The sequence below is a fragment of the Limnohabitans sp. 2KL-51 genome (assembly GCF_003063645.1).
GTDB lineage: Bacteria > Pseudomonadota > Gammaproteobacteria > Burkholderiales > Burkholderiaceae_C > Limnohabitans_A.
On sequence record NZ_NESJ01000002.1, the window covers coordinates 245,012 to 267,419 of the forward strand.

Sequence of the window (22,408 nt, forward strand, 5' to 3'; positions counted from 1 at the left end):
CTTTTTATTTTCGGAGTTCACGCATGACCGCTCACATTGAAGCCGCCTCACCGCACACCATGAACACCTATGGCCGACTGCCCATCGCGCTCAGCCATGGTCAAGGTTGCCGAGTCTGGGACGTCAATGGCAAGCCGTACCTCGATGCCCTCGCTGGCATCGCCGTGAACACCTTGGGCCACAACCACCCGGATCTGGTGCCTGCTCTACAGGACCAAATCAGCAAGATGATCCACAGCTGCAACTATTTCCATGTGCCCAACGCCGAAGTGCTGGCGGCAAAGCTGGTCGAGCTGTCAGGCATGACCAACGTGTTTTTCTGCTGCACCGGCCTCGAAGCCAACGAAGCGGCCATCAAGCTGGCGCGCAAATACGGCCACGACAAAGGCATCGAGCGACCCGAAATCGTGGTTTACGAAAAAGCTTTCCATGGCCGCAGCATCGCCACGCTGAGCGCCACCGCCAACGAAAAGCTCAAAACTGGCTTTGGCCCCATGCTCGAAGGTTTTGTGCGCGTGCCAGTCAACGACATCGAAGCCCTGAAAAAAGCCACCGAAGGCAATCCCAATGTGGTGGCCGTGTTCATGGAAACCATTCAGGGTGAAGGTGGCATCAACCCAATGCGTATCGAATACCTGCAGCAAGTGCGCGCCCTGTGCGACCAAAAAGACTGGCTGATGATGGTGGACGAAGTACAGTGCGGCATGGGTCGCACGGGCAAGTGGTTCGCACACCAGTGGTCTGGCATCGTTCCCGACGTGATGCCGCTGGCCAAGGGCCTGGGCTCGGGCGTGCCGATTGGTGCGGTGGTGGCGGGCCCCAAGGCCGCCCACATCTTCCAGCCCGGCAACCACGGCACCACTTTTGGCGGCAACCCGCTGGCCATGCGCGCTGGGGTCGAAACCATCCGCATCATGGAAAAAGACGGCCTGATGGCCAATGCAGCACGGGTGGGTGACCATCTGCGCGGTGCACTTGAAAAAGCCCTGGCAGGGGTGCAAGGCGTGAAGGAAATTAGGGGTCAAGGCCTGATGCTGGGCATTGAACTCGACCGCCCCTGCGGTGCCATCTGGACGCGCGCCGCAGAAGCTGGTTTGCTTCTGAGCGTGACGGCCGACAGCGTGATCCGCTTGGTACCGCCGCTGATCATGACCGAGGCCGAAGCCGACGAGGTGGTCGCCATTTTGGTGCCCCTGATCAAGACTTTTTTGGCAGAAACGCCATGAGCAACGCCCCAGCGCCCGTGAGGCACTACCTGCAGTTCACCGACCTCTCGGCTGAAGAGTACGCACATGTGTTTGCTCGCGCCGCTGAGATCAAGCGCAAGTTCAAGGCCTACGAAAAATACCACCCGCTGGCCGACCGCACGCTGGCGATGATTTTTGAAAAAGCCAGCACCCGCACCCGCGTGAGCTTTGAAGCCGGCATGTACCAGCTCGGCGGCTCGGTGGTGCACCTGACCACAGGCGACAGCCAGCTAGGGCGATCTGAGCCCATCGAAGACAGCGCCCGCGTGATCAGCCGCATGACCGATCTGGTGATGATCCGCACCTACGGTCAGGACAAGATTGAGCGCTTTGCCTCGCACTCGCGTGTACCCGTCATCAACGGCCTGACCAACGAGTTCCACCCCTGTCAGATCCTGGCCGACATCTTCACCTACATCGAGCACCGGGGTTCACGTGGGGCCGAAGGCAACGTTCTGGACTGTCTTAAGGGCAAGGTGGTGGCCTGGGTCGGCGACGGCAACAACATGGCCAACACCTGGTTGCAAGCCTCCGAATTGCTGGGCTTCACGGTGCACCTGAGCACGCCCAGCGGCTACGAGGTGGACCAGGCCGTGGCCGGTTTGCGCAGCGCCGACAGCTACAAAATTTTCAAAGACCCCGAAGACGCCTGCCGGGGTGCAGACCTCGTGACCACCGACGTGTGGACCAGCATGGGCTTTGAGGCCGAAAACGAAGCGCGCAAAAAAGCCTTTGCCGATTGGTGCGTGGACGAAACCATGATGCAAGTGGCCAAGCCCGACGCCCTGTTCATGCACTGCCTGCCCGCGCACCGGGGGGAAGAAGTCAGCGAAGAAGTCATCGACGGCCCACAATCGGTCGTATGGGACGAAGCCGAAAACCGCATGCATGCACAAAAAGCGCTCATGGAGTTTTTGCTGCTGGGTCGCATCAAAGCTTGATCTGTCACCCCTCACTTGATCCGGGGTCCATCCCCCTTTTCACCCCATGTCCCACTGCTCCACCTGCGGCGCTTGCTGCGTGAGCTTTCGGGTGGACTTTTCCGTTTACGAATACGAAGAAGGCGGCGGCGATGTGCCCGCAGGCTTGGCTTCGCCGATCACCGAGCACACCTGCCGCATGCGCGGCACCGACCACAGCCCGCCACGTTGTGCGGCGCTGTATGGCAAGACTGGCGAAAAAGCCATTTGCGGCATTTACGAATGGCGCCCATCGCCCTGTCGTGAGTTTGAAGAAGGCAGCCCCGCCTGTGAACAAGCCCGCCGCCGCCAAGGCCTGCCAGCGCTGAACGTCTGAATTCATTTTCACGGGTGTTGGAAATAACCGACACCACGGCTTTTAGCGCGGTGCTACCTTCACGCACGATGAAAAAACTTTGGGACATTTCTCCGCCCGTGCAGGCGCACAGCCCAGTCTTTCCGGGCGACACACCTTACGTCCAGCAATGGGCCGCCACGCTGTCAGATACCTGCCCGGTGAACGTGAGCGCCATCACTCTATCGCCCCATGTGGGCGCGCATGCCGATGCCCCGCTGCATTACGACCCTGAAGGTGCGGCCGTGGGCGCTTTGGACCTGCTGCCTTTTTTGGGCCACTGCCGCGTCATCCACGCGCTAAACGCCAGCCCGCTGATCACCCTTGCGCACTTGCAACACGCACTGGCCGATCTGCCCCCACGCGTGCTGGTACGCACTTACCGCCAGTTTCCGCTCGCGCAGTTCGACACCCAACTCACCGGCTTTGACCCCACCTGCGTGCAGCACCTGGCCGATCTGGGCGTTCAACTGATCGGCATCGACAGCGCCAGCATCGACCCGGCTGAGAGCAAGCAACTCCCCAGCCACCAAGCCATCCGCCAGCGCGGCCTGCGCGTGCTGGAAAACCTGTTGCTCGACGAAGTGCCCGAAGGCGATTACGAGCTGATCGCCCTGCCCCTGAAACTCATGAGCGCCGACGCCAGCCCCGTGCGAGCGGTCTTGCGCGAACTTTGAACAGTTTTTTAAAAGACACCTCCATGATGAACCTCACCCCAAGCTTGCAAGACTGCGAACTGCTGGACCAACAGGACCCGCTGCGCCCCTTGCGCGAGCAATTCGATTTGCCCCCCGGCGTGATCTACCTGGATGGCAACTCACTGGGCGTGCTGCCCAAAACCGCCCCGGCCCGCGTGGCCCATGCCGTGACGCACGAATGGGGTACCGACCTGATCAAAAGCTGGAACACCGCAGGCTGGTTCACCCTGCCCCAGCGCGTGGGCGACAAGATCGCACGCGTCATCGGCGCCCAGCCGGGTGAGGTGGTGGCCGCCGACAGCACCTCGATCAACCTGTTCAAAGTGTTGGCCGCAGCGCTGCACATCGCCAAAGCCGACCACCCGCACAAAACCAAAATCATCAGCGAGCGCAGCAACTTTCCGACCGACCTCTACATCGCCGAGGCCTTGTGCAAAGAGCGCGGCTACACCCTCCAACTGGTCGAAGCCCACGAAATCGCCGCCGCCCTGCAAGCCGATGTGGCGGTGCTGATGCTCACGCATGTGAACTACCGTACCGGTGCCATGCACGACATGCAGGCCCTCACCGCGCAGGCCCACGCCCAAGGCACCCTCACGGTATGGGACCTAGCGCACAGTGCAGGCGCGGTGCCGGTCAACCTGAACGGCTCGGGGGCCGACTTTGCAGTGGGCTGCGGCTACAAATACTTGAACGGCGGCCCCGGCGCACCGGCTTTTGTATGGGTGCACCCACAACACACCGACCGCTTTTGGCAACCGCTGGCCGGGTGGTGGGGCCATGCCGCGCCCTTTGCCTTCACACCCGACTACCAACCTGCCAAAGGCATCACCCGCTACCAATGCGGCACCCAACCCATCTTGAGCCTCACGGCGCTGGACTGCGGCCTGGATGCTTTTTTGAGTGCCGAAGCACTGGGCGGCATGGCTGCGCTGCGCCAAAAGTCATTGGCGCTCACGGGTCTGTTCATGCAACTGGTGCGCACCCGCCTGCACGGGCACGGCTTTGGCATCGCCACCCCGGCCGAAGAAGCCCTGCGCGGCTCGCAAGTGAGCCTGACCCGGGCCGAGGGCGCTTACGCCATCGTGCAGGCCCTGATTGCGCGCGGCGTGATTGGTGACTTCCGGGCGGGCGATGGCGGCTTGCACGCCGACATCTTGCGCTTTGGTTTCACGCCGCTTTACATCGGCTACGCCGATGTGTGGCACGCGGCAGAACACCTTTGCCAGGTCATGCAAAGTGGTGAATGGCTGGGCACCCGCTTTGCCCAAAAGAACGCCGTGACCTGAAAGCCCCGCCATGAGTTCCTGCCCATTCTCCTCAGCCTCCGCCTCCAACACGGCAAGCACCAGCAAAGCGCCAGGCGAGCGCATCGTGCAAGAAGAAAAAGCCCAGCTCGACTTTGACGGTCGCATGAGCTACGGCGACTACCTGCAGCTCGACGCCATCCTGAACGCACAACAACCGCTATCCCCCGACCACAACGAGATGCTGTTCATCGTGCAGCACCAAACCAGCGAATTGTGGATGAAGCTGATGCTGCACGAGTTGCAAGCGGCCATGCAGAATATTGCGGCCGACGAGCTGCCCGATGCGTTCAAGAAGCTCGCCCGCGTCAGCCGCATCATGGAGCAGCTGGTGCACGCCTGGGATGTGCTGGCCACCATGACACCCCCCGAGTACAGTGCTATCCGCCCTTATCTGGCGCAGTCCAGCGGCTTTCAAAGTTGGCAATACCGCTGCATCGAATTTGCGATGGGCAACAAGAACGCCGCCATGCTGCAGCTCCACGCGCACCGCCCCGACCTCTCGGCCATCGTGCAAGCGGCTTACGAAGCGCCATCGCTTTACGACGAGTGCTTGCGTCTGTTGCAGCGCCGAGGTCTGGAGGTGCCTGACACCCACACCCAGCGCGACTGGCGTCAGCCCTACCCGGCCAGCGATGCGGTAGAAAACGCCTGGCTCGTGGTCTACCGCAACCCCAAGGCACATTGGGACCTGTACCAACTGGGCGAAGAACTCACCGATTTGGAAGACGCCTTCCGTCTGTGGCGATTTCGGCATGTGACCACGGTGGAACGCGTGATCGGATTCAAGCGCGGCACGGGCGGCACAGGCGGCGTGAGTTATTTGCGCAAGATGCTCGATGTGGTGCTTTTCCCGGAAATATGGACGCTGCGCACTCAGCTGTGAACGCCCGGGTGAAGCGAAGATGCCGCACCTACGGGGAGGGCTCCTACAAAGGAAAAACTCTGCGTCATAGACGTAAGACCGTTAACATCTCGCTCGAACCACACTCCCGGAAAACACTGTGCAACTGAACATCAACGGCCAAAGCCGCACATCCACCGCCGACCCGAGCATGCCCTTGCTGTGGGTGCTGCGCGACGAACTTCAGCTTACGGGCACCAAATTCGGCTGCGGCATCGCCGCTTGCGGGGCCTGCACGGTGCATGTGGACGGTCAGCCTGTGCGCTCGTGTGTGACGTCCGTGTCTGCGGTGGCCCAACAAGCGATCAAAACCATCGAGTCCTTGGGCACCGCAGAAAAACCGCACCCCTTGCAAGCCGCATGGATTGCCGAACAAGTGCCCCAATGCGGCTACTGCCAAAGCGGCATGCTGATGGCAGCGGCCGCACTGCTCGACAAAACCCCCCAGCCCAGCGACGCAGAGATTGACGCCGCCATGACCAACCTGTGCCGCTGCGGCACTTACCAGCGCGTGCGCAAGGCCATTCACCGCGCTGCTGCCGTCATGAAGAAAGGCGGTGCCGCATGAAACGCCGCACCTGGTTACTCAGCGCCTTGGGCGCGACCGGCGCATTGGTCGTCGGCTGGGGCGTGATGCCCGCCCGATCACGCCTGGGCTCACCCGAACTCATGCTCAAAACCCAAGGCGATGTCGCCCTTAACGGCTGGATCAAGATCGCCGCCGATGGCGCCGTGGTGCTGGCCATGCCCCGCAGCGAAATGGGCCAAGGCGTGCACACGGCGCTGGCCATGTTGGTGGCCGAAGAGCTGGATGTGCCATTGAGCCGCGTGCGTTTGGAGCAGGCCGGGGCCGACAGCATTTACGGCAACGTGGCCATGCTGGTGGCCAGCCTGCCCTTTCACCCGCTGGACAGCGAGGGGGAAAAACCTGCCAAGATCAAACTGGCCGAGTGGATGGTGGGCAAGATCGCCCGCGAACTGGGCCTCAATGCCACGGGTGGCTCGTCTTCGATTGCCGATTTGTGGGAGCCTTTGCGAATGGCCGCTGCCACTGCGCGCGCCAGTCTGGTGCAGGCCGCAGCTACCACATGGAAAGTGCCCGCCAGCGACATCACCGTGACCGCTGGCGTGATGAAGCACGCCTCGGGCCAGTCAGCGCACTACGGCCAGATGGTGGCCGCTGCTTCGGGCAGCACGCCCTCGGGCATCCAAACCAAATCGCGCGAAAACTGGAAGCTCATCGGCCAACCCGCGCCTCGCACGGACATCCCGGCCAAAGTCACAGGCCAAGCCACCTTCGGCTTGGACGTGCGTCTGCCCGGCATGCTGTTTGCGGCTGTGCAGATGTGCCCCATGCTGGGCGGCAGCGCTGCGTCCATGGACACGAAAGACGCCTTGGCATTGAAAGGTGTTTCCAAAGTTGTGCCGCTTGACGCCTGGGGCGGCGGCACTGCAGGCTTGGCCGTGGTGGGCCAAACCACCTGGCACGCCCGCCAAGGCGTGCAGGCCGTGAAAGTGCAGTGGCAGGCCCCTGCCACGGGCGCATTGGACACCCAGCGCATCCAGGCCGACCTGCTCAAGGCTCTGAACGAGGACAGCGGCTTCACCTTCCACGAACAAGGCGTGCCCACCCAGGCTGAAAAAGCCGCCACCACCCGCATCGACGCCCTGTACCAAGCGCCCTACCTGGCCCACGTCACGATGGAGCCGATGAACTGCACAGCGCAAGTCAAAGATGGCAAGGTCGAGATCTGGGTGCCCACACAAGTGCCGCAAATGGCCCGTGACATGGCCGCCAAAGTAGCCAAGGTCGACAAAGAACAGGTGACGGTCCATGTCACTCAACTGGGTGGTGGGTTCGGTCGTCGCCTGGACGTCGACTTTGTCGGCCAAGCCGTGCAAGTGGCCATGGCCTGCGAGGGCCAACCGGTGCAACTGAGCTGGTCGCGCGAAGAGGACATGAAGCACGACTTTTACCGGCCCATGCACCTGGCCAAGTTCCAGGCCTCGCTGGACGAGAAAGGTGAAGTCACCAGCTTGCGCATCAAGTCGGCCGGTGACGCCATCACCCCGCGCTGGATGGCGCGGGCTGCGCCCCACCTGTCAGGCCCCATCGACATGCCTGACAAAACCACCTCCGAAGGCCTGTTCGATTTGCCCTACGGTTTTGCCAGCCAGCACATGAGCCATGTGGCCACCCAATCTGGCGTGCCCGTCGGCTTTTGGCGCTCGGTGGGCCATTCGCACAACGCCTTCTTCTCGGAAAGCTTCATCGACGAACTGGCTGCTGCCACAAAACAAGACCCGCTCGCCTTCCGCTTGAAGCTGTTGAAAGACGCGCCGCGCTATGCCGCTGTGCTGCAGCTGGTGGCCGACAAAGCGGGCTGGGGAACGCCACTGCCCGCAGGCCGTGCTCGGGGCATCGCGCTGCACAAATCCTTTGGCTCCATCGTGGCCCAAGTGGCCGAGGTCTCGCTGGCCAACGGCCAGATCCGCGTGCACCGCGTGGTGTGTGCTATCGACTGTGGCACTGTGGTCAACCCCGGCACAGTGGCCCAGCAAATGGAAAGCAGCGTGGTCTATGCACTGAGCGCCGCGCTTTTCGGCAAGATCGACATCGTGGGTAGCGTGGTGCAACAAAGCAACTTTTCTGACGCCCCCATGCTAACGCTCAGCCAGACCCCGGTGGTGGAAACCATCATCGTGCCCAGCACCCGCCACCCGGCAGGCGTGGGCGAACCGGCGGTGCCGCCGCTGGCACCGGCCGTGGGAAATGCGCTGTTTGCACTCACAGGCAAGCGGCAGCGGGCTTTGCCTTTGGGGGTGTGAGTTCAGCCCCCGCGCAGCGTCTTGAGGATTTTTTGGCCGCCACGGCCATTGGCCTCCATGCCAAGACGCTTTTGTTCGGCACGGATCGCCTCGCGCGATTTGTCGCCCAACATGCCGTCGATGGAGCCAATGTCGTGGCCGCGCATCATCAGCAGGCCCTGCAGCTCACGCCGCTCGGCGCGCGAGAGGCCTGCGTCATCGGTCGGCCAAGGCGTGACGAATGGGCTACCGCCGCTCAGGCGGTCGCTCAGGTGGGCAATCGCCAAGCCGTAGCTTTCGGCGGCGTTGTAGCTGTAGAGCGCATCAAAGTTGCGCGTCACCAAAAACGCTGGGCCGTTGGCACTGGCCAGCGTCAGCAAGCCCACGTTGCCCAAACTCTCTGGCAAGGCAGCGCCATCGATGCGGCGCACGCCACGGGCGGTCCATTCAGACACCGGGCGCTTGCTGCGGCGGCCTTCTCCGGCCAAAGAAATCCCGGCTGGCAACTTGACCTCGATGCCCCAGGGCAAGCCGCGCTGCCAGCCTGCTCGGGCCAAAAAGTTGGCGGTCGAGCCCAACGCGTCCACGCTGCTGTCCATCAGGTCGGCACGGCCGTCGCCATCAAAGTCCACCGCCAGGCGCTCAAAGGTGCTGGGCATGAACTGGGTGTGGCCAAAGGCCCCCGCCCAGGAGCCCACGAAACGATAGGGGGCGATGTGCCCAGCTTGCAAAATGCGCAGCGCCGCAAAAAACTCGCCTCTGAAATAGCTTTGCCGCCGCCCGTGGCACGACAGCGTGCCCAGCGCCTGCACCAGCGGGTATTTGCCAAAGGTCTGGCCAAAATTACTCTCGACGCCCCAGACCGCCACCACCGTGGCCGGGTCCACGCCAAAGCGCTCTTCGGCACGCGCCAGCGCTGGGCGGTGCTGGGCCAAACGCGCCGCGCCATCGGCCACACGCTCCTCGTCCACCAGCGCCGACATGTAGTCCCAAATGGCGGTGCGAAATTCGGGCTGGAAGTTCAGCTTCTCGATCACGCTGAAGTCAGCCTGCAGGCCCGCCGTGTGGCGCGCCCAGGTGGCGTCGCTCACTTTGCCGCTGCGTGCAGCAGGGCGCAACTCGGCCATGCAAGCCGACAAATCGGTGCTTTGTGCCCAAGCGGCGGGTGCGAGCAAAGCACTGGCCAGCACAAGGGCGGTGGTGAATGGGTTGGATGGACCTAGAGTCATGAAGAAAAGTCCCTGAAAGTTTATTGATTGCCCGAAATCGGCCCATCGCCATACAACCATGGCACATCCATGACCCGCTCCCCCATGAGCCGCATCGACAGGTTGCGCCCCAGCGCCACAGGGCCAGTCGCGTGGAAGATGCGTCCGTTGCGAATGGCGCGTGATTGCACTCGGGCGTTGCGCGCCCAGCGTTGCTCCGCATAGGCCTGTAACTGCTGGGTGACCGGCACGCTGCCTGCGCTCAGGCACTGGGCCAGCACCTGAGCGTCTTCGATGGCCATGCCCGCGCCCTGCGCCAAATAAGGCCGCATGGGGTGCGCTGCGTCGCCGAGCAAAGCGACGCGGCCTTGGGCCATTTGGCCGGGTGCGCTCACGGGCGCTCGGTCGTGCAGCGCCCACTGCCGCCAGGCGGGTACCGATGCCAAACGCTCGTGCAAATCGCGGCCCACCGCGCCCATGGCCTGCATCAGCGCCTGGGTTTGCCCAGCTTGGTCCCAGTCTTGAGATTGCTCGGGTTTGGCACCATGCACGATGGCCACCAAATTGAGCCACTGCCCGCTGCGCACCGGGTAATGCACCACATGCAGTCGCGGCCCCATCCACACGGTGACCTGGTCGCTGCGCAAGTGCGTGGGCAAATCGGCCTGCGCCACGAGCGCCCGATACGCCAGGTGCCCGGTAAAGCGCGCCGGGGCATCGCCCAGCAGTTTCTGGCGCACTGCACTCCACACGCCATCGGCCCCGATCAGGGCGCTGGCCTGAAGGCTGAGGCCTTGCGCCGTGTTCACTTGTAAAGCCGCTTCGCTGCCCTGCCAGCCTTGCACAGACTGCCCCAGCCGCAGGTCCACCCCAGCGCTCTGGGCTGCCCGGTGTAACAAGCCCTGCAAATCGGCCCGGTGGATGGTGGCGTAAGGCGCGCCATACCGTGCCTGCGCCCGCGAGCCCAAAGTCAGCGTGCCCAGCACCTGCCCGGTTTGGGCATCGCGCGCTTGCAACTGCTCAGGGAAAGCCGCTACCTGCGCCAGCGCCGCACCCAAGCCCCAAGCCTGCAAAATGCGCGTCACGTTCGGGCCGATCTGGATTCCCGCGCCCACCTCGCTCAGCTGCGCTGCGCGCTCGAGCAACTGCACTGGCACCCCGCGCTGCGCACACGCCACAGCAGCGGCCAGGCCGCCAATACCGCCGCCTGCAATCACCACCTCTTTATTCGCTTGGCTTGTCATGCTGGGATTGTCCGCGAAGCCCTCATTTCAAATCTCGGCCTCTGTGACGCAGGGATGTGCCTAAGCGCCCATCAACACCGGCAAGCCCTGCACCGCAGAAAAATCCCGGTCATGGGTGACCAGGGCTGAAGCACCAATCTCCAGCGCCGAGGCCAGCTGCACCGCATCGGGCAACTTGAGTCGGTATTGCACACGCAACTGGGCAGCCAGACTGGCCACCGCCGCCGACAAGGGCACCACTTGGTAAGCGCCCAGAGCCGTCTCATAGCGTTTGGCCAAGGCTGTTTGACCCGCCTTGAAAGGCCCGGTCAGCACCTCGGCCAAGGTCACGGTGCTCAAGGCCAGCTGAATCTGGCCACGCTCTGCGGCCTCAAACAGGCCCAAAAAACGGGGCGCGAATTCGGCATGGTCTTCGAGCAGGTAAATCCAGGGCGCGGTGTCCACGAGCACAGTGGCCCCCTCACTCAGGCCGCCCCACAGCGACGCCGAAGCACGGGCACGGGTCGCCACCGGTCAGGCCCACTCTTCTCGAAGTTGCGCCACCGCTGGGGCCGCACCCTCCGGCCACAAGCCCCGCCCCGAACCACGCAACACCAAAATACCGCCTTGCTTCAAAGAGCGGGCTTGTTCCTCACGCCACTGCGCCACCGGCACCACAACCGCCACCGGTTTGCCGTGGCGCGTGATCACGCTGCTGGTGCCCGCCACCGCCTCCGAGGCAATGAGCGGCAGCTGTGCTCGGGCTTGTTCGAGTCCGTATTGCGGGGTGTCTGACATGGTCAACTCCTTGATTTATGTACAGACTGTACAAAAATTTCAAGGTACTTGTCAATGGTCCCTGCTGACTCCAGCGACGGTCAAAGGAAAAGAGACAGGTCGGTTTCAGCGCCCATTCACGGGATAAGACGGGTCGTTGTAACCCGGCGACGATGGATGGCCTGAGACCACCAAGCTGTTGACCAAGGCTTCGTCTTCGGCGGTGATCTCCACATCCAGTGCGCCCGCATAGTCTTGCCACTGCGCCAGCGTGCGCGGGCCTGCAATGACCGCACTCACATTTCGGTTGGCAAGCACCCAGGCGGTGGCAAAGTGCGCCAGCGACACGCCCTTGCGTTCGCAATGCAGTCGCAAAGTTTGTGCAATCTGCAACGACTCTTCGCGGAACTCAGTCTCCAGAATGCGTTTGTCGCCCCGGGCGGCGCGGCTGCCCTCTGCGGGAGTCTGGCCGGGCGCATATTTGCCCGTGAGCACCCCGCGTGCAATCGGGCTGTAGGGCACCACGCCCAGACCATAGTGCCCGCAGGCCTCCAGAATTTCCACCTCGGGCAAGCGGTTGAGCAGGTTGTAATAAGGCTGGCACACCACGGGGCCGGGCATGTTCATCTGTCGCGCCATGTTGACCATCTCGGCAATGCGCCAGCCCCGAAAATTTGACACGCCCCAATAGCGGATCTTGCCGTCGCGCAGCAAGGCTTCGATGCCCCGCAAGGGCTCTTCGAGGTTCATGCCGTTGTAGTCGCGGTGCAGGTAGTAAATGTCCAGGTAATCGGTGCCCAAACGGCGCAAACTGTCCTCGCAGGCCCGCAACATCCAGCTGCGCGAGTAGCCCTGATGGTTGGGGCGGCTCGACATCGGGTTGCCGACCTTGCTGGCCAACACCCAATGCTGGCGATGTCCCTTGAGGATTTGGCCCACCATTTCTTCGGATTTGCCCAGGGTGTACACATCGGCGGTGTCGATGAAGTTGCAACCCTTTTCTTGCGCATCGGCCACCATCGTTCGCGCATCTTCCAAAGGTGTCTGGTCACCAAACATCATGGTGCCCAAACACAGGCGGGAAACTTTCAGGGGGCTTTTGCCCAGAGTGGTGAATTTCATGGTGTCCTTTGAACGAGCGTTTCGACAATAAAGGCTAAACCCAATTTAAAACCCAGGCTGTCACCTGTGCAAAGCCAGTCTGTCTGTGACGCACTTCATCCAAAGCGTGCCCTGTCCAAGATGCAACGCCCACCCAACCAGCTTTGAATGCGCACATGCCGAGGGGCCTCGGCATCACACGGTTGCCTGCAATTACAGGAAGCCAAGATCCGTCGGGTAGTCCAGCCGTCCAGCCGATTTTCCAAAATTTCGCAGATTGGGCAGGATCTGCGCAAGTTCGCCCTCCTCCACACCGAACCAACGCCCAAGAGTCGCGGCAAACTGGTCTGTGGATGTTCGGGGCAGCAATCGGCCCTGCCCGACATGCCATTGGTCTTGTGGGTCCTTGCTGTCGGAAGCACTGACGGGTGGCGCCTCACCATAAAATCGAGCGCCTTTGACCGCACCGCCCACCAGAAAATGGTGCGACCCCCAGCCATGGTCCGATCCGTTGCCATTGGAGGTGAGGGTTCGCCCAAAATCGGATGCGGTGAACGTGGTGACCTTGTCAGAAACCCCGAGCTCAACCGTGGCCTTGTAGAAAGTCGAAATGGCCTGGTCCACTTCCTGCAAAAGACCGGGTTGACGCGCGACCAGGTTGTCATGCAGATCAAAGCCTCCCAATGACACCATAAAGACCTGGCGCTTGACACCCAAGCGCTGACGAGCCCCGATCAACCGGGCCACCATGCGCATTTGGCGTGAAAGATTGTTGTCGGCAAAGGCCGTACCCAGGTTGACACTGGAGAGCGCTGAAGAGACCTTGCCTTCCGCAGCCAAGGCTCGTCGCATCACATTGTTGTATTCATTTTGGAGAACATGGGACCTGTTTTGCTGGATCATGTTCAGCAAGGTTGCGCGCATCTCCGCATGGTTGCCAAAAAACCAGTCATTATTCTGGAGGGCGCGCACCTTGATGGCACCACTGGTGCTGCACTGGTACTGCAAGGCATCCTGTCCAGACAGGAATACGCTGTTGCCCGTGACTGAAATGCACGTAAACAGGGACTGGCTGTTGCTGGGCATGGCGATGTCACCAAGCCGCCCACCCCAGCCGATGGTGGAGCCTTCTGGGGAAGAGGATTGCCACAGCGATTGCTGATCATTGTGCGAAAACAGCTTGGGCGGCATGGGGTAGGCTTGGCTTTCAAATTGTTGGCGCGTCAAAGGCACCACCAGCGGACCCACATTGAGCTGGACACCGGCCTGCCCACTGTTAAACAGCCCCGCCAGGTTGGGCATGGAAGGGTGAAGGGCATATTGGCGTCCTTCAGGCAAAGCTTGGGCGGGTTTGAGCACCGTGTTGGCCAGCGCTGCGCGTGAGAGCACGATGCCGCCGGCAGCCGAGCCAGCTCCGGCCGCCCGAATATCGGCATAGCGACGGTGACTGGCTTCGTCGTAAGTGACCACGGTGTTGGCATAGTCGTTGCCGCCGTAGAGGAAAACGCAAACCAAGGCTTTGTAATCGTCGCCACTGAAGGCGGCAGCTTCGCCCATCGCGGCCAGTTGCAGCGCCCAAGGAGCGGCCGCACCGGCGGCAGCCATCAGGCTGCTTTTTTTCAGAAATGTTCGACGAGATTGAGCGCTGGCTTTTTCAGAATTCATGGTGTTCTCCACTCAGCGCTGGATGAGGTAATCTGGGCTGCTCATGACCAGCAACAAGGCCCGCGCGACCTGCTGGCGACGGGCATCGTCTGATGCGTAGGCTTGAAGGTTGACCTGATCCAAGGCCAGGCTGATCGCTTGGCGTGTGGCATCGGACATTTGGCCCGCACACAACAGCAAATTCAAGTGTTGCACCAGGGCATTGCCATCGTGGGCGAACCCCGCCTCACTGCTGTAATCAGGCACGATATCGGGGCCGTCTGTAGGGGTCGGATCCATCGGGCTGCTGGGCAGCTCTGGGGCCCTGACAAACATGCCCCGGTTAAGGAACGACTGCAGATAGTTGATGTAAGAGGACACCGTGCTTTCGTTGACGAGCTGGAATTCAGGTGCCGTCGCACCCCGGCTGGCCAGCACTGTTCCGGGAGGAACGTAGCCCGGCCGAAAAAAGTTGAAGACCGAAGGGGCCATGAGCGGGCTTTGCGCCAGCGACTCTTCGGCGGACCAAGTGGGCGAGCCGATTTTCCAGGTCCCTTTGAGGGACTGGGCTCGGAAAGTCTGAGCCCACTGGGCAATGCGCACCACCGGTTCCCGCAACTTCCCAAAGTCATTCGAAGCCAGACTTTCAGGGCCAATAGCATCCTTGTCGAGCAGTACGGCGGTGAAGACTGCCGCCAAATCCCCTCGAACCCCTTGCCCGTTGTTGTTGAACGCACTGGCAACCCGTGCCACGTATGCAGGGGCCGGATGGCTGGTGACCAAACGCTGGATCATTTGTCGCGCAAAGAAGGGGCCCACATTGGGATGGTTAAAAAGCGTGTCGAGCGCCATGCGAAGGCTGTTGGGTCCGTCGGTGCCAGCCGGTATGCGAACGCCCAAAAAAGTCTTGTCGGCGTTCGAATGACTTTTGGGATTGAACTTCATGGGCTTGCGGGTAAAGCCCAAATTGCGCACCCGGGAGTAAGGCGGTGCAGGGCTGTTGAAAAAACCGTCCCCTTCATCTTCACCATAGCCTGTGAAAACTTTGGCCAACCCGCTGACGTCTTTGAGGGTGTAAGTCTCAATCGGCTGGCCATTGGCTCCGGTTTTAGGCGTACCGTCCAGAGACAGTTCTACCAAGCCGATGGTAAAGAGCTGCATCACCTCGCGGGCAAAATTCTCATCAGGTACTCGGCCCGATTGAGGGTCCTCCTTCTGATTGCCCAGCGTGTTCAGAAACGAACCCATCGCATGGCTGAGTGTGATGTGCTCGAGCAATGTTCGGAAATTGCCGAAGGCATGTTCACACAAAAGGTCCCAATAGCGGGCCATGTGGAAAGCGGGCCAGTTCAGTTGCAGACCGTTGCCCGACACCACGAAAAATTCAGACAAAGCCAGAGCAACCCGTCGTCTGACCTGGTCCGGCGAAGCCATAACTTGGTACCAGACCATGTAGTTGGTCAGGTTGTCTTTGAAAAAATATTCTTCCGTGTTGATGGCGTCGTAGCCTTTGGCCTTGAGCCATTCCCAGCCGCCTAGGCTGTTGGGCCTTGACATGGCTTGGGCCAACCAAGGGGCATAACCCAGCGTCTGGACCGCTTTGATGTCATCGTAGCGGGCGCTGAACTGAGCATGCTGGAGAAATCGGGACGCCTGGCTTTGGGAAATCCCGCTGGGGGGAAGCACTTCCGGGGCGGGGGCAGCACTGCCGCCGCCGCCGCCACAAGCGCTCAGGAATGCCACCAAACCTGCAGGCAATGCATACCGAAGAGCCTGAGATTGATCCGCGCTTTCTGGAGGTGTCAGGCCCTGGGCATCGGCGAGCGGCACGTGCTTGTTCTCAGGACCCGAGATGGCCAAGGAGTCCGCTTGCACGAGCCCCGATTGGGGCACGCTTGTCTTGGAATTGCGCATCGAATGCCTGCGTGAGATGGTCAAAAATGGGTGCAGTGATCAGGCTACAGGCACAAATTGGTACCCATTGCCCGCTGGCTCGATCGTGCCGAATGCCGGAAACGGAAAGTGAAAGCCGCCGGCCATCATTTTTTCCTTGACCAGCATCTCGAAAATGCGGCGGCGGCTTTGGCGGGCCATGTCGGGGTTCATGTCAAACAGCACGGCCCAATCGGGGTTGCGCGCAAACAAGGATGGCACGTTGGTGATGTCGGCCACGTAGGCAAACGATTGACCTTCAGAGCGCACCGTGAACAAGGTGTGGCCCGGTGTGTGGCCAAACGCGGCCACCGACTGCAGGCCCGGGGCCAGTGTGCTGCCCGGCTCAAACTTGACCAACTGGTCTGACGTCAGCCCCGTCAAGGCGCGCTTGACAGCTCCAAAAGCGCCTTGCATTTGCGCGGGCGCTGCCGCGATGCGGGCTTCATCCGTCCAGAAAGCGAGCTCAGGGGCAGGCACATGCACGCGTGCATTTGGGTAAACCAAATTGCCATTTTTATATCGAACACCATTGATGTGGTCGCCATGAAAATGGCTCAACACCACGTTGTTGATGTCCTCAGGCTTGAAGCCTGCCGCCGCCAAGTTGCCCAACAGTTTGCCGGTGGTCGGCGGGCCATTGTCGGCAAAACCGGTATCGAACAAGTAACGCTGGTTGCCATCGATCAGCAAAAAGGCGGTGTAAGGGACATCGATGTAATCAGTGGGCAAGTTTTGCGTGGCCAGCAGCGCCTTGACCTGGTCCAGCGGCACAGCGGGCACAAATTCCTGACCCAGTGGGCGGCGCACGGCACCGTCATTAAGCGCAATGATTTCCATAGAACCCAGTTTCATGCGCCTGAAACCCACCGCGGGCATGGCCGGAAGACCAAATTGGGGGGTGTTTTGCGACCAGACAGAAGAAAAAGCCAGTGCGCTGACTCCGGCCATGCCAGCACCCAAAAAATGACGACGATTCAGCATAGGATCTCCAAAAAGTGCCTACACCTTACGCTGTGCGCTGGCCATGCTCCGGGCCCTCTCCATTGACCATGGTCACCGCAGGGACATGGCTCGGCCGATCAAATATGCGCCGATGGGCCATCTCTGGTGCAGAGCGAAAACAAGGCCTCTTCGACGCCCATCGGCTCTAGGGATAGCTCGCCTTGATGGATCCCATGAGATCCGCAACAAAAAGGTTGGCCGCTTTCGAGCTCGCGCCAATCCAGCCATAACGCTGTGAGGCTGTTGGACCGGAACCGTAGGTGCGCATGCCGCGATCGATCGCTCCCGCCAGCAAACCATGCGCCGCGTCATCGTAGAACCAAAATTCAACCGGCTGGCCTTCCGCCTTGAGTTGCTCTGCCCACTGGTAAGGCGAAAGCCCCTGCGACGCTGGATTGACCCGCAGGCTGCAGCGCTGGGCTGTCCCCGCAGCTGCGCCTTCGGCGGGCTGATTGACCACACACGGGTCGGTGCGCAGGTGCATCCAATCGTCTTGGGTCCTGCCTCCGTAGTTGTCCATTTTGCCGAACACCATTTTCAGTGGGACCCGAATCTGATCAGGCATGCCGATTCCAGCCGAAGGCGCCCCCTCGGCGAACACGACCCGGACATGTGCGGGGTCGACCACCGCGGCCATGTTCAGGGCCACACTGCCCCCATTGGACAGTCCGTGGATGTAAAGGCGCGTGGTGTCAACGCGGGGGTTTTGTCTGATCCAGTGATAGGCACCAAGCGTAGATTTGAAGATCATGCGCTGGCGCGATTCATTGGTGGTACCGGTCAGAAACAGCGAGGTTCCACGGTACTGAAAACCGTTCATCTCGTAGGCATCAAACAACAAAGTGGCCACCCCTCGGGCATTCATACGGCGAACCATTTCCTGCTCGGCCGACCCAGGGCCATTGCCGCCATGCGCAATGATCATCAGGGGCGGCTTGTCCGCCAGTTTGTCCGCCAAAAAACCCGGCATCGACAATTGGACGGATCGATGGCACGGATCAAACTCCGCCAATAGACCCTGGACCCGATGAAATCCAGGCCGAATTTCAACCAATTGAGCTACGCCCAAGGGCGCTGGCCGACAGTCTGATTGGCCATGCACCGTGGTCATGAAAGCCATGGCGGCAAAGAAAGTGCCTGCTCTGAAGCGGTAAAAGGGAGCAGCCATTAAAAAAGTCTCCACAAGGTTCTGGTTGAAGGCCACTCAAAAAAGGGGGCCAAAAGAATCAGGGCATCAGGCTCGAAGAAGCGCACGGAAACGCACATCAGCCGCCTTCGAAACGATACACGGGTTGACAAACGGTCAGGCAATTCCATTGCAGAAAGATCAGTGCATGGGGCGACTTCAGAAGAATTGGATTGATCCATATCAAGGCAAGGACACCTGGACACCATCGGATTGTTTACACTGACATTTGGCATAGACCCATGGAGCATGCGATGCAGTGGTTGCGGTACTTACGAGATGGCAAGGTGATGACAGGTGTGCTGGAGCAGCAGACGGTTCATGAACATGGCGGTGCCCTGTTCGAAGCCTTTGCGCCGACCGGCAACACCGTGGTAGCTGACGGCTTGCAATGGTTACCCCCCTGCGTACCCGGAAAAATCATCGGGCTCTGGAACAATTTTCGAGCAGCTGCAGAAAAGAATGGCTGGTCAGCGCCCACAGAACCCCTTTATTTCATGAAGTCACCCGGCGCAGCGGCGGGCCACCAGCAAGCGATTGCCGTGCCATCGAGCTACCCCGGGCGTGTGGTGTTTGAGGGAGAACTGGTGCTGGTGATGGGCACCACCGCACGCCAAGTCACTGTGCAAGATGCACCCCAACACATTTTTGGCTACACCTGCGGCAACGATGTCACGGCGCTCGAGCTCATCCACCGCGATGCATCGTTTCCCCAATGGACGCGCGCCAAAAGCTTTGACGGCTTTGCGGCCTTCGGGCCGGTGATTGACACTGCTTTCGATGCCGCAAATGGCCATCTGCGCACGCTGGTGGACGGCCGAGAGCGCCAGAACTATGCTTTCAGCGACATGTTTTTCAGCCCGGCGCAAATCGTATCCCACCTCTCGCACGACATGACGCTGGAGCCAGGCGATCTCATTTACTGCGGCACGTCGCTCGGTGTTTTGCCGATAAAGGCTGGCGCCACGGTGGAGGTGCTGATCGACGGCATCGGCACTTTGTCAAACCGATACGGGTAAAAGCTGCAGACGGCCTTTGTGCTGGGCCATCGTGTGGGCCAGCAGTTGGGTTGCCGCATAGATCGCGTCGATGGTTGGGGTTGGTGTTCCGGTGATGCGGCCCAATTCAACGACCGAGCCCACCAATGCATTGAGCTCCAAGGCCCTGCCAGCTTCCACGTCTTGCAACATGGATGTTTTGTGCGCGCCCACCGCCTGCGCGCCTGCAATGCGTTTGTCGAGCGAGATCTTGAATTGCACCCCCAGTTTTTCAGCAACGCTTTGCGCTTGCGTCATCATGTTGGCGGCCAGCTCGCGGGACGGACCGAAGGTGCAGATGTCTTCCAGCGTCGCATGGGTCAGGGCAGAGATGGGGTTGAAGCTCAGATTGCCCCACAGCTTGAGCCAGATTTCGCTGCGGATATCTTTGGAAACAGGGGCCTTGAAGCCAGCGCGCATCATCACTTGAGAAAGCGCCTCGATGCGCTCGCTGCGACTGCCATCGAGCTCCCCCAGTGTGAAGCGGTTGCCTTCAATGACCCGCACGACACCTGGCTCGATCAGCTCGGCTGCCGGGTAGACCACACTGCCGATGATGTGCTCGGGCGCGATCGCCTGCGCCAGGCGTCCGTTGGGGTCTACGCTCTCGAGGCTGCGCCCGGAATAGTCCCCTTCCAGTTTTTGGAAGTACCACCAAGGAATGCCGTTGATCATGGTCACCAGCAGCGTCTTGGGGCCCAATAGTGCGCCCAGTTCTGGCATCAGGTCGACGACCTGGTGGGCTTTGACGGTGAGCAACACCACGTCTTGCACGCCAGCTTCTGACATGCGCTCGACGGCTTTGGCCGCAGGTGCGTGAAGCGCGGTTCCGTCTTCCAGGATGAGGTGAAAACCGTTGGCCTGAATCGCCGCCAGATTGCGGTTGCGCGCAATAAAGGTCACGTCTTCACCTGCGGCTGAGAGCCTGGCCCCCAAATAACCCCCAATCGCACCTGCACCGACCACCGCTATTTTCATTAGGAGGACCCCACCTTTACGTTGTTGTTGCGCATCAGCATACCCTTGACTGCACTGACCAGTGGCCAGAGCAACAACAACAAAGCCAGGCCCGTGATGACACCCACCAGCGGGTTGGACCAGAAGATCGACAAGCTGCCTTGGGACAACAGCATGGACTGCCGAAAGCTCGCTTCAGCCATATCACCCAGTACCAGCGCGAGGACCAGTGGAGCCAGCGGGTACTTGAGCTTCTTGAAGAGGTAGCCCATAACCCCAAAGACCAGCATCATCACCACATCAAACATGGAGCTGTGGACGGTGTAAGCACCGATGGCACAGATGACCACGATCACCGGGCCAATCACCGAGAAAGGAATACGCAGGAACGCCGCCCAGAACGGCACGGTGGTCAGCACCACCACAAGCCCGACGATGTTGCCCAAATACATGGAGGCAATGAGCCCCCACACAAAGTCCTTGTGCTCTACAAACAGCATGGGGCCGGGCTGCAGGCCCCAGATCATCAGGCCGCCCAACAGCACAGCGGCCGTCGGAGAGCCCGGAATACCCAGCGTCAGCATGGGCAACAGCGCCGATGTGCCGGCCGCATGCGCCGCAGTCTCGGGGGCCACAACCCCCTCAATGTTGCCTTTGCCAAAGGACGCCGGGTCTTTGGACATGCGTTGCGCCATGCCGTAGCTCATGAACGACGCAGGTGTGGCACCGCCGGGTGTGATGCCCATCCAGCAGCCCACGGCGGTCGAGCGCAAAAAGTTGAGCCATTGGCGCGGCAACTCAGCCCAAGTCTGCAGCACCACGCGCAGATTGAGTTTGGCACTTTTGCCTTTGAAGGCCAGGCCCTCTTCCATGGTCAACAAAATCTCTCCGATGCCAAACAGTCCGATCACCGCAATCAGGAAATCAAAGCCCTTGAGCAGTTCGGGATAGCCATAGGTCATGCGCAATTGCCCGGTGACCGTGTCCATGCCCACCGCTGCCAGCGCAAAACCCAGCATCATGGCGGCGATGACCTTGGCTGCGGGTTCTTTGCTCATGCCCACAAAGCTGCAGAAGGTCAGGAGTTGCACCGCGAAGTATTCGGCCGGACCGAACTTGAGGGCAAACTTGGCCAGCACAGGGGCCAGGAAGGTGATCAAGATTACCGCGAAAAGTGCCCCCACAAAGGACGAGGTAAAGGCCGCTGTCAGCGCCTGTGCCGCACGTCCCTGCTGGGCCATGGGGTAGCCGTCAAAGGTGGTCGCCACCGACCACGGCTCTCCGGGGATATTGAACAAAATAGACGTGATGGCACCACCAAACAGTGCACCCCAATAGATGCACGACAGCATGATGATGGCCGAGGTCGGGTTCATGGTGAACGTCAGCGGCAGCAGGATGGCAATGCCGTTGGCTCCCCCCAGGCCGGGCAGCACGCCAATGAGTACACCCAGGGTGACGCCAATCAGCATATAGGCCAGGTTGGGCAGTGTCATCGCCACTGCGAAACCCTGCATCAGGTTATTAATTTCTTCCATTAAAGCCCCAGCAAATTTTCCAGTGGACCCTTGGGCAATGGCACTAGGAACCAGCGTTCAAAAACCAGAAAAAATACGACAGGTACCGTCAGAGATACCGAAGCTGTCACGCGCCAGCCGAAGTGCCCGTGGCGTCGCATGAAGTAGCCGATCAGCAAAGCGGAGGGGACGTAAATGCCCATCCACAACATCGTCACGATGTAAATGGTCATGGGAATCAGCATGGCCATGACGGTGGCGATCTGGCTGCGCTCGGCGAAAACCTCGTCCAATGAACGCCAATGCCACAGGGTACTCCCCAGAATCGCGGCGCTGGACGCGCACAAAGCCATGCCGATGTAAAACGGAAAATAGCCCGATCGTGGACCGTCATCGGCCCAGCCAATGCCCACGCGCAAGCTGTCGACCACCACCAGCACGCCCAGGGCCAGCAGCATCAAAGCGACAACCACCTCAGGTCCGCGCGTCTTGGGGTCGTTGGCGGATTCTGCGTCCGTTTTGGTGGAGTTTTCATTCATTGCA

The 22,408-nt window shown here is 60.8% G+C and carries 21 protein-coding genes; 9 read left to right on the forward strand and 12 right to left on the reverse strand.

The annotated features are described in order from the left end of the window. Positions 1 to 23: 23 nt before the first annotated feature. From B9Z49_RS02725 to B9Z49_RS02760, 8 genes are all read left to right on the forward strand, one after another. Positions 24 to 1,226: an aspartate aminotransferase family protein gene (locus B9Z49_RS02725; RefSeq protein WP_108351899.1), complete on the forward strand. Its 1,203-nt coding sequence runs from the start codon at positions 24 to 26 to the stop codon at positions 1,224 to 1,226. Next, complete coding sequence (gene argF, locus B9Z49_RS02730) at positions 1,223 to 2,188, forward strand: ornithine carbamoyltransferase (protein ID WP_108351900.1); 966 nt, start codon at positions 1,223 to 1,225, stop codon at positions 2,186 to 2,188. The genes B9Z49_RS02725 and argF overlap by 4 nt, the downstream gene beginning before the upstream one ends. A 46-nt stretch (positions 2,189 to 2,234) precedes the next feature. Then, a complete protein-coding gene (locus B9Z49_RS02735) occupies positions 2,235 to 2,543 on the forward strand; it encodes a YkgJ family cysteine cluster protein (protein ID WP_108351901.1) in 309 nt (102 codons plus the stop codon). Between the two features lie 68 nt (positions 2,544 to 2,611). Next, positions 2,612 to 3,238 carry an arylformamidase gene (gene kynB / locus B9Z49_RS02740; protein ID WP_108351902.1) on the forward strand — a complete coding sequence of 209 codons (627 nt, stop codon included), beginning with the start codon at positions 2,612 to 2,614 and terminating at the stop codon, positions 3,236 to 3,238. 23 nt (positions 3,239 to 3,261) lie between these two features. Further along, complete coding sequence (gene kynU, locus B9Z49_RS02745; RefSeq protein ID WP_199224963.1) at positions 3,262 to 4,548, forward strand: kynureninase; 1,287 nt, start codon at positions 3,262 to 3,264, stop codon at positions 4,546 to 4,548. A 10-nt stretch (positions 4,549 to 4,558) separates the two neighbouring features. Further along, positions 4,559 to 5,452, forward strand: coding sequence for a tryptophan 2,3-dioxygenase (kynA, locus tag B9Z49_RS02750; protein WP_108351903.1), 894 nt, complete (start codon positions 4,559 to 4,561; stop codon positions 5,450 to 5,452). A 118-nt stretch (positions 5,453 to 5,570) separates the two neighbouring features. Continuing rightward, on the forward strand, positions 5,571 to 6,038 hold the full coding sequence (locus B9Z49_RS02755; RefSeq protein WP_108351904.1) for a (2Fe-2S)-binding protein: 468 nt from the start codon (positions 5,571 to 5,573) through the stop codon (positions 6,036 to 6,038). Next, positions 6,035 to 8,299, forward strand: a complete 2,265-nt coding sequence (locus B9Z49_RS02760; protein WP_108351905.1) for a xanthine dehydrogenase family protein molybdopterin-binding subunit — start codon at positions 6,035 to 6,037, stop codon at positions 8,297 to 8,299. The genes B9Z49_RS02755 and B9Z49_RS02760 overlap by 4 nt, the downstream gene beginning before the upstream one ends. A gap of 2 nt (positions 8,300 to 8,301) precedes the next feature. Here B9Z49_RS02760 and B9Z49_RS02765 read toward each other — a convergent pair whose 3' ends face one another. The 9 genes from B9Z49_RS02765 to B9Z49_RS02805 form a co-directional block, all read right to left on the reverse strand. Beyond that, positions 8,302 to 9,507, reverse strand: coding sequence for a lytic murein transglycosylase (locus B9Z49_RS02765; RefSeq protein ID WP_108351906.1), 1,206 nt, complete (start codon positions 9,505 to 9,507; stop codon positions 8,302 to 8,304). A gap of 20 nt (positions 9,508 to 9,527) precedes the next feature. Then, positions 9,528 to 10,730: an FAD-dependent monooxygenase gene (locus tag B9Z49_RS02770; RefSeq protein ID WP_108351907.1), complete on the reverse strand. Its 1,203-nt coding sequence runs from the start codon at positions 10,728 to 10,730 to the stop codon at positions 9,528 to 9,530. Positions 10,731 to 10,790: 60 nt separating this feature from the next. After that, entirely contained in the window at positions 10,791 to 11,240 is a 450-nt protein-coding gene (locus B9Z49_RS02775; protein ID WP_108351908.1) for a PIN domain-containing protein, read from the reverse strand. Positions 11,241 to 11,243: 3 nt separating this feature from the next. Further along, positions 11,244 to 11,507: a type II toxin-antitoxin system prevent-host-death family antitoxin gene (locus B9Z49_RS02780; RefSeq protein WP_108351909.1), complete on the reverse strand. Its 264-nt coding sequence runs from the start codon at positions 11,505 to 11,507 to the stop codon at positions 11,244 to 11,246. Positions 11,508 to 11,612: 105 nt separating this feature from the next. Next, a complete protein-coding gene (locus B9Z49_RS02785; RefSeq protein WP_108351910.1) occupies positions 11,613 to 12,608 on the reverse strand; it encodes an aldo/keto reductase in 996 nt (331 codons plus the stop codon). 192 nt (positions 12,609 to 12,800) lie between these two features. Next, complete coding sequence (locus tag B9Z49_RS02790) at positions 12,801 to 14,252, reverse strand: DUF1501 domain-containing protein (protein WP_108351911.1); 1,452 nt, start codon at positions 14,250 to 14,252, stop codon at positions 12,801 to 12,803. 12 nt (positions 14,253 to 14,264) lie between these two features. Further along, positions 14,265 to 16,145: a DUF1800 family protein gene (locus B9Z49_RS02795; RefSeq protein WP_108351912.1), complete on the reverse strand. Its 1,881-nt coding sequence runs from the start codon at positions 16,143 to 16,145 to the stop codon at positions 14,265 to 14,267. A gap of 39 nt (positions 16,146 to 16,184) precedes the next feature. Further along, positions 16,185 to 17,147: an MBL fold metallo-hydrolase gene (locus tag B9Z49_RS02800; protein WP_108351913.1), complete on the reverse strand. Its 963-nt coding sequence runs from the start codon at positions 17,145 to 17,147 to the stop codon at positions 16,185 to 16,187. Positions 17,148 to 17,313: 166 nt separating this feature from the next. Beyond that, complete coding sequence (locus tag B9Z49_RS02805) at positions 17,314 to 18,237, reverse strand: dienelactone hydrolase family protein (protein WP_158273401.1); 924 nt, start codon at positions 18,235 to 18,237, stop codon at positions 17,314 to 17,316. A gap of 359 nt (positions 18,238 to 18,596) precedes the next feature. On the opposite strand from B9Z49_RS02805, the gene B9Z49_RS02810 reads away from it, so the two are divergent. Further along, a complete protein-coding gene (locus B9Z49_RS02810; protein ID WP_233254484.1) occupies positions 18,597 to 19,373 on the forward strand; it encodes a fumarylacetoacetate hydrolase family protein in 777 nt (258 codons plus the stop codon). Here B9Z49_RS02810 and B9Z49_RS02815 read toward each other — a convergent pair. The 3 genes from B9Z49_RS02815 to B9Z49_RS02825 are packed head-to-tail and all read right to left on the reverse strand — an operon-like array spanning position 19,356 to position 22,404. Next, on the reverse strand, positions 19,356 to 20,369 hold the full coding sequence (locus B9Z49_RS02815; RefSeq protein ID WP_108351915.1) for a 2-dehydropantoate 2-reductase: 1,014 nt from the start codon (positions 20,367 to 20,369) through the stop codon (positions 19,356 to 19,358). The genes B9Z49_RS02810 and B9Z49_RS02815 overlap by 18 nt on opposite strands. Beyond that, positions 20,369 to 21,886, reverse strand: coding sequence for a tripartite tricarboxylate transporter permease (locus B9Z49_RS02820; protein ID WP_108351916.1), 1,518 nt, complete (start codon positions 21,884 to 21,886; stop codon positions 20,369 to 20,371). The genes B9Z49_RS02815 and B9Z49_RS02820 overlap by 1 nt, the downstream gene beginning before the upstream one ends. Further along, positions 21,886 to 22,404 carry a tripartite tricarboxylate transporter TctB family protein gene (locus tag B9Z49_RS02825; RefSeq protein ID WP_108351917.1) on the reverse strand — a complete coding sequence of 173 codons (519 nt, stop codon included), beginning with the start codon at positions 22,402 to 22,404 and terminating at the stop codon, positions 21,886 to 21,888. The genes B9Z49_RS02820 and B9Z49_RS02825 overlap by 1 nt, the downstream gene beginning before the upstream one ends. Positions 22,405 to 22,408 lie beyond the last annotated feature (4 nt).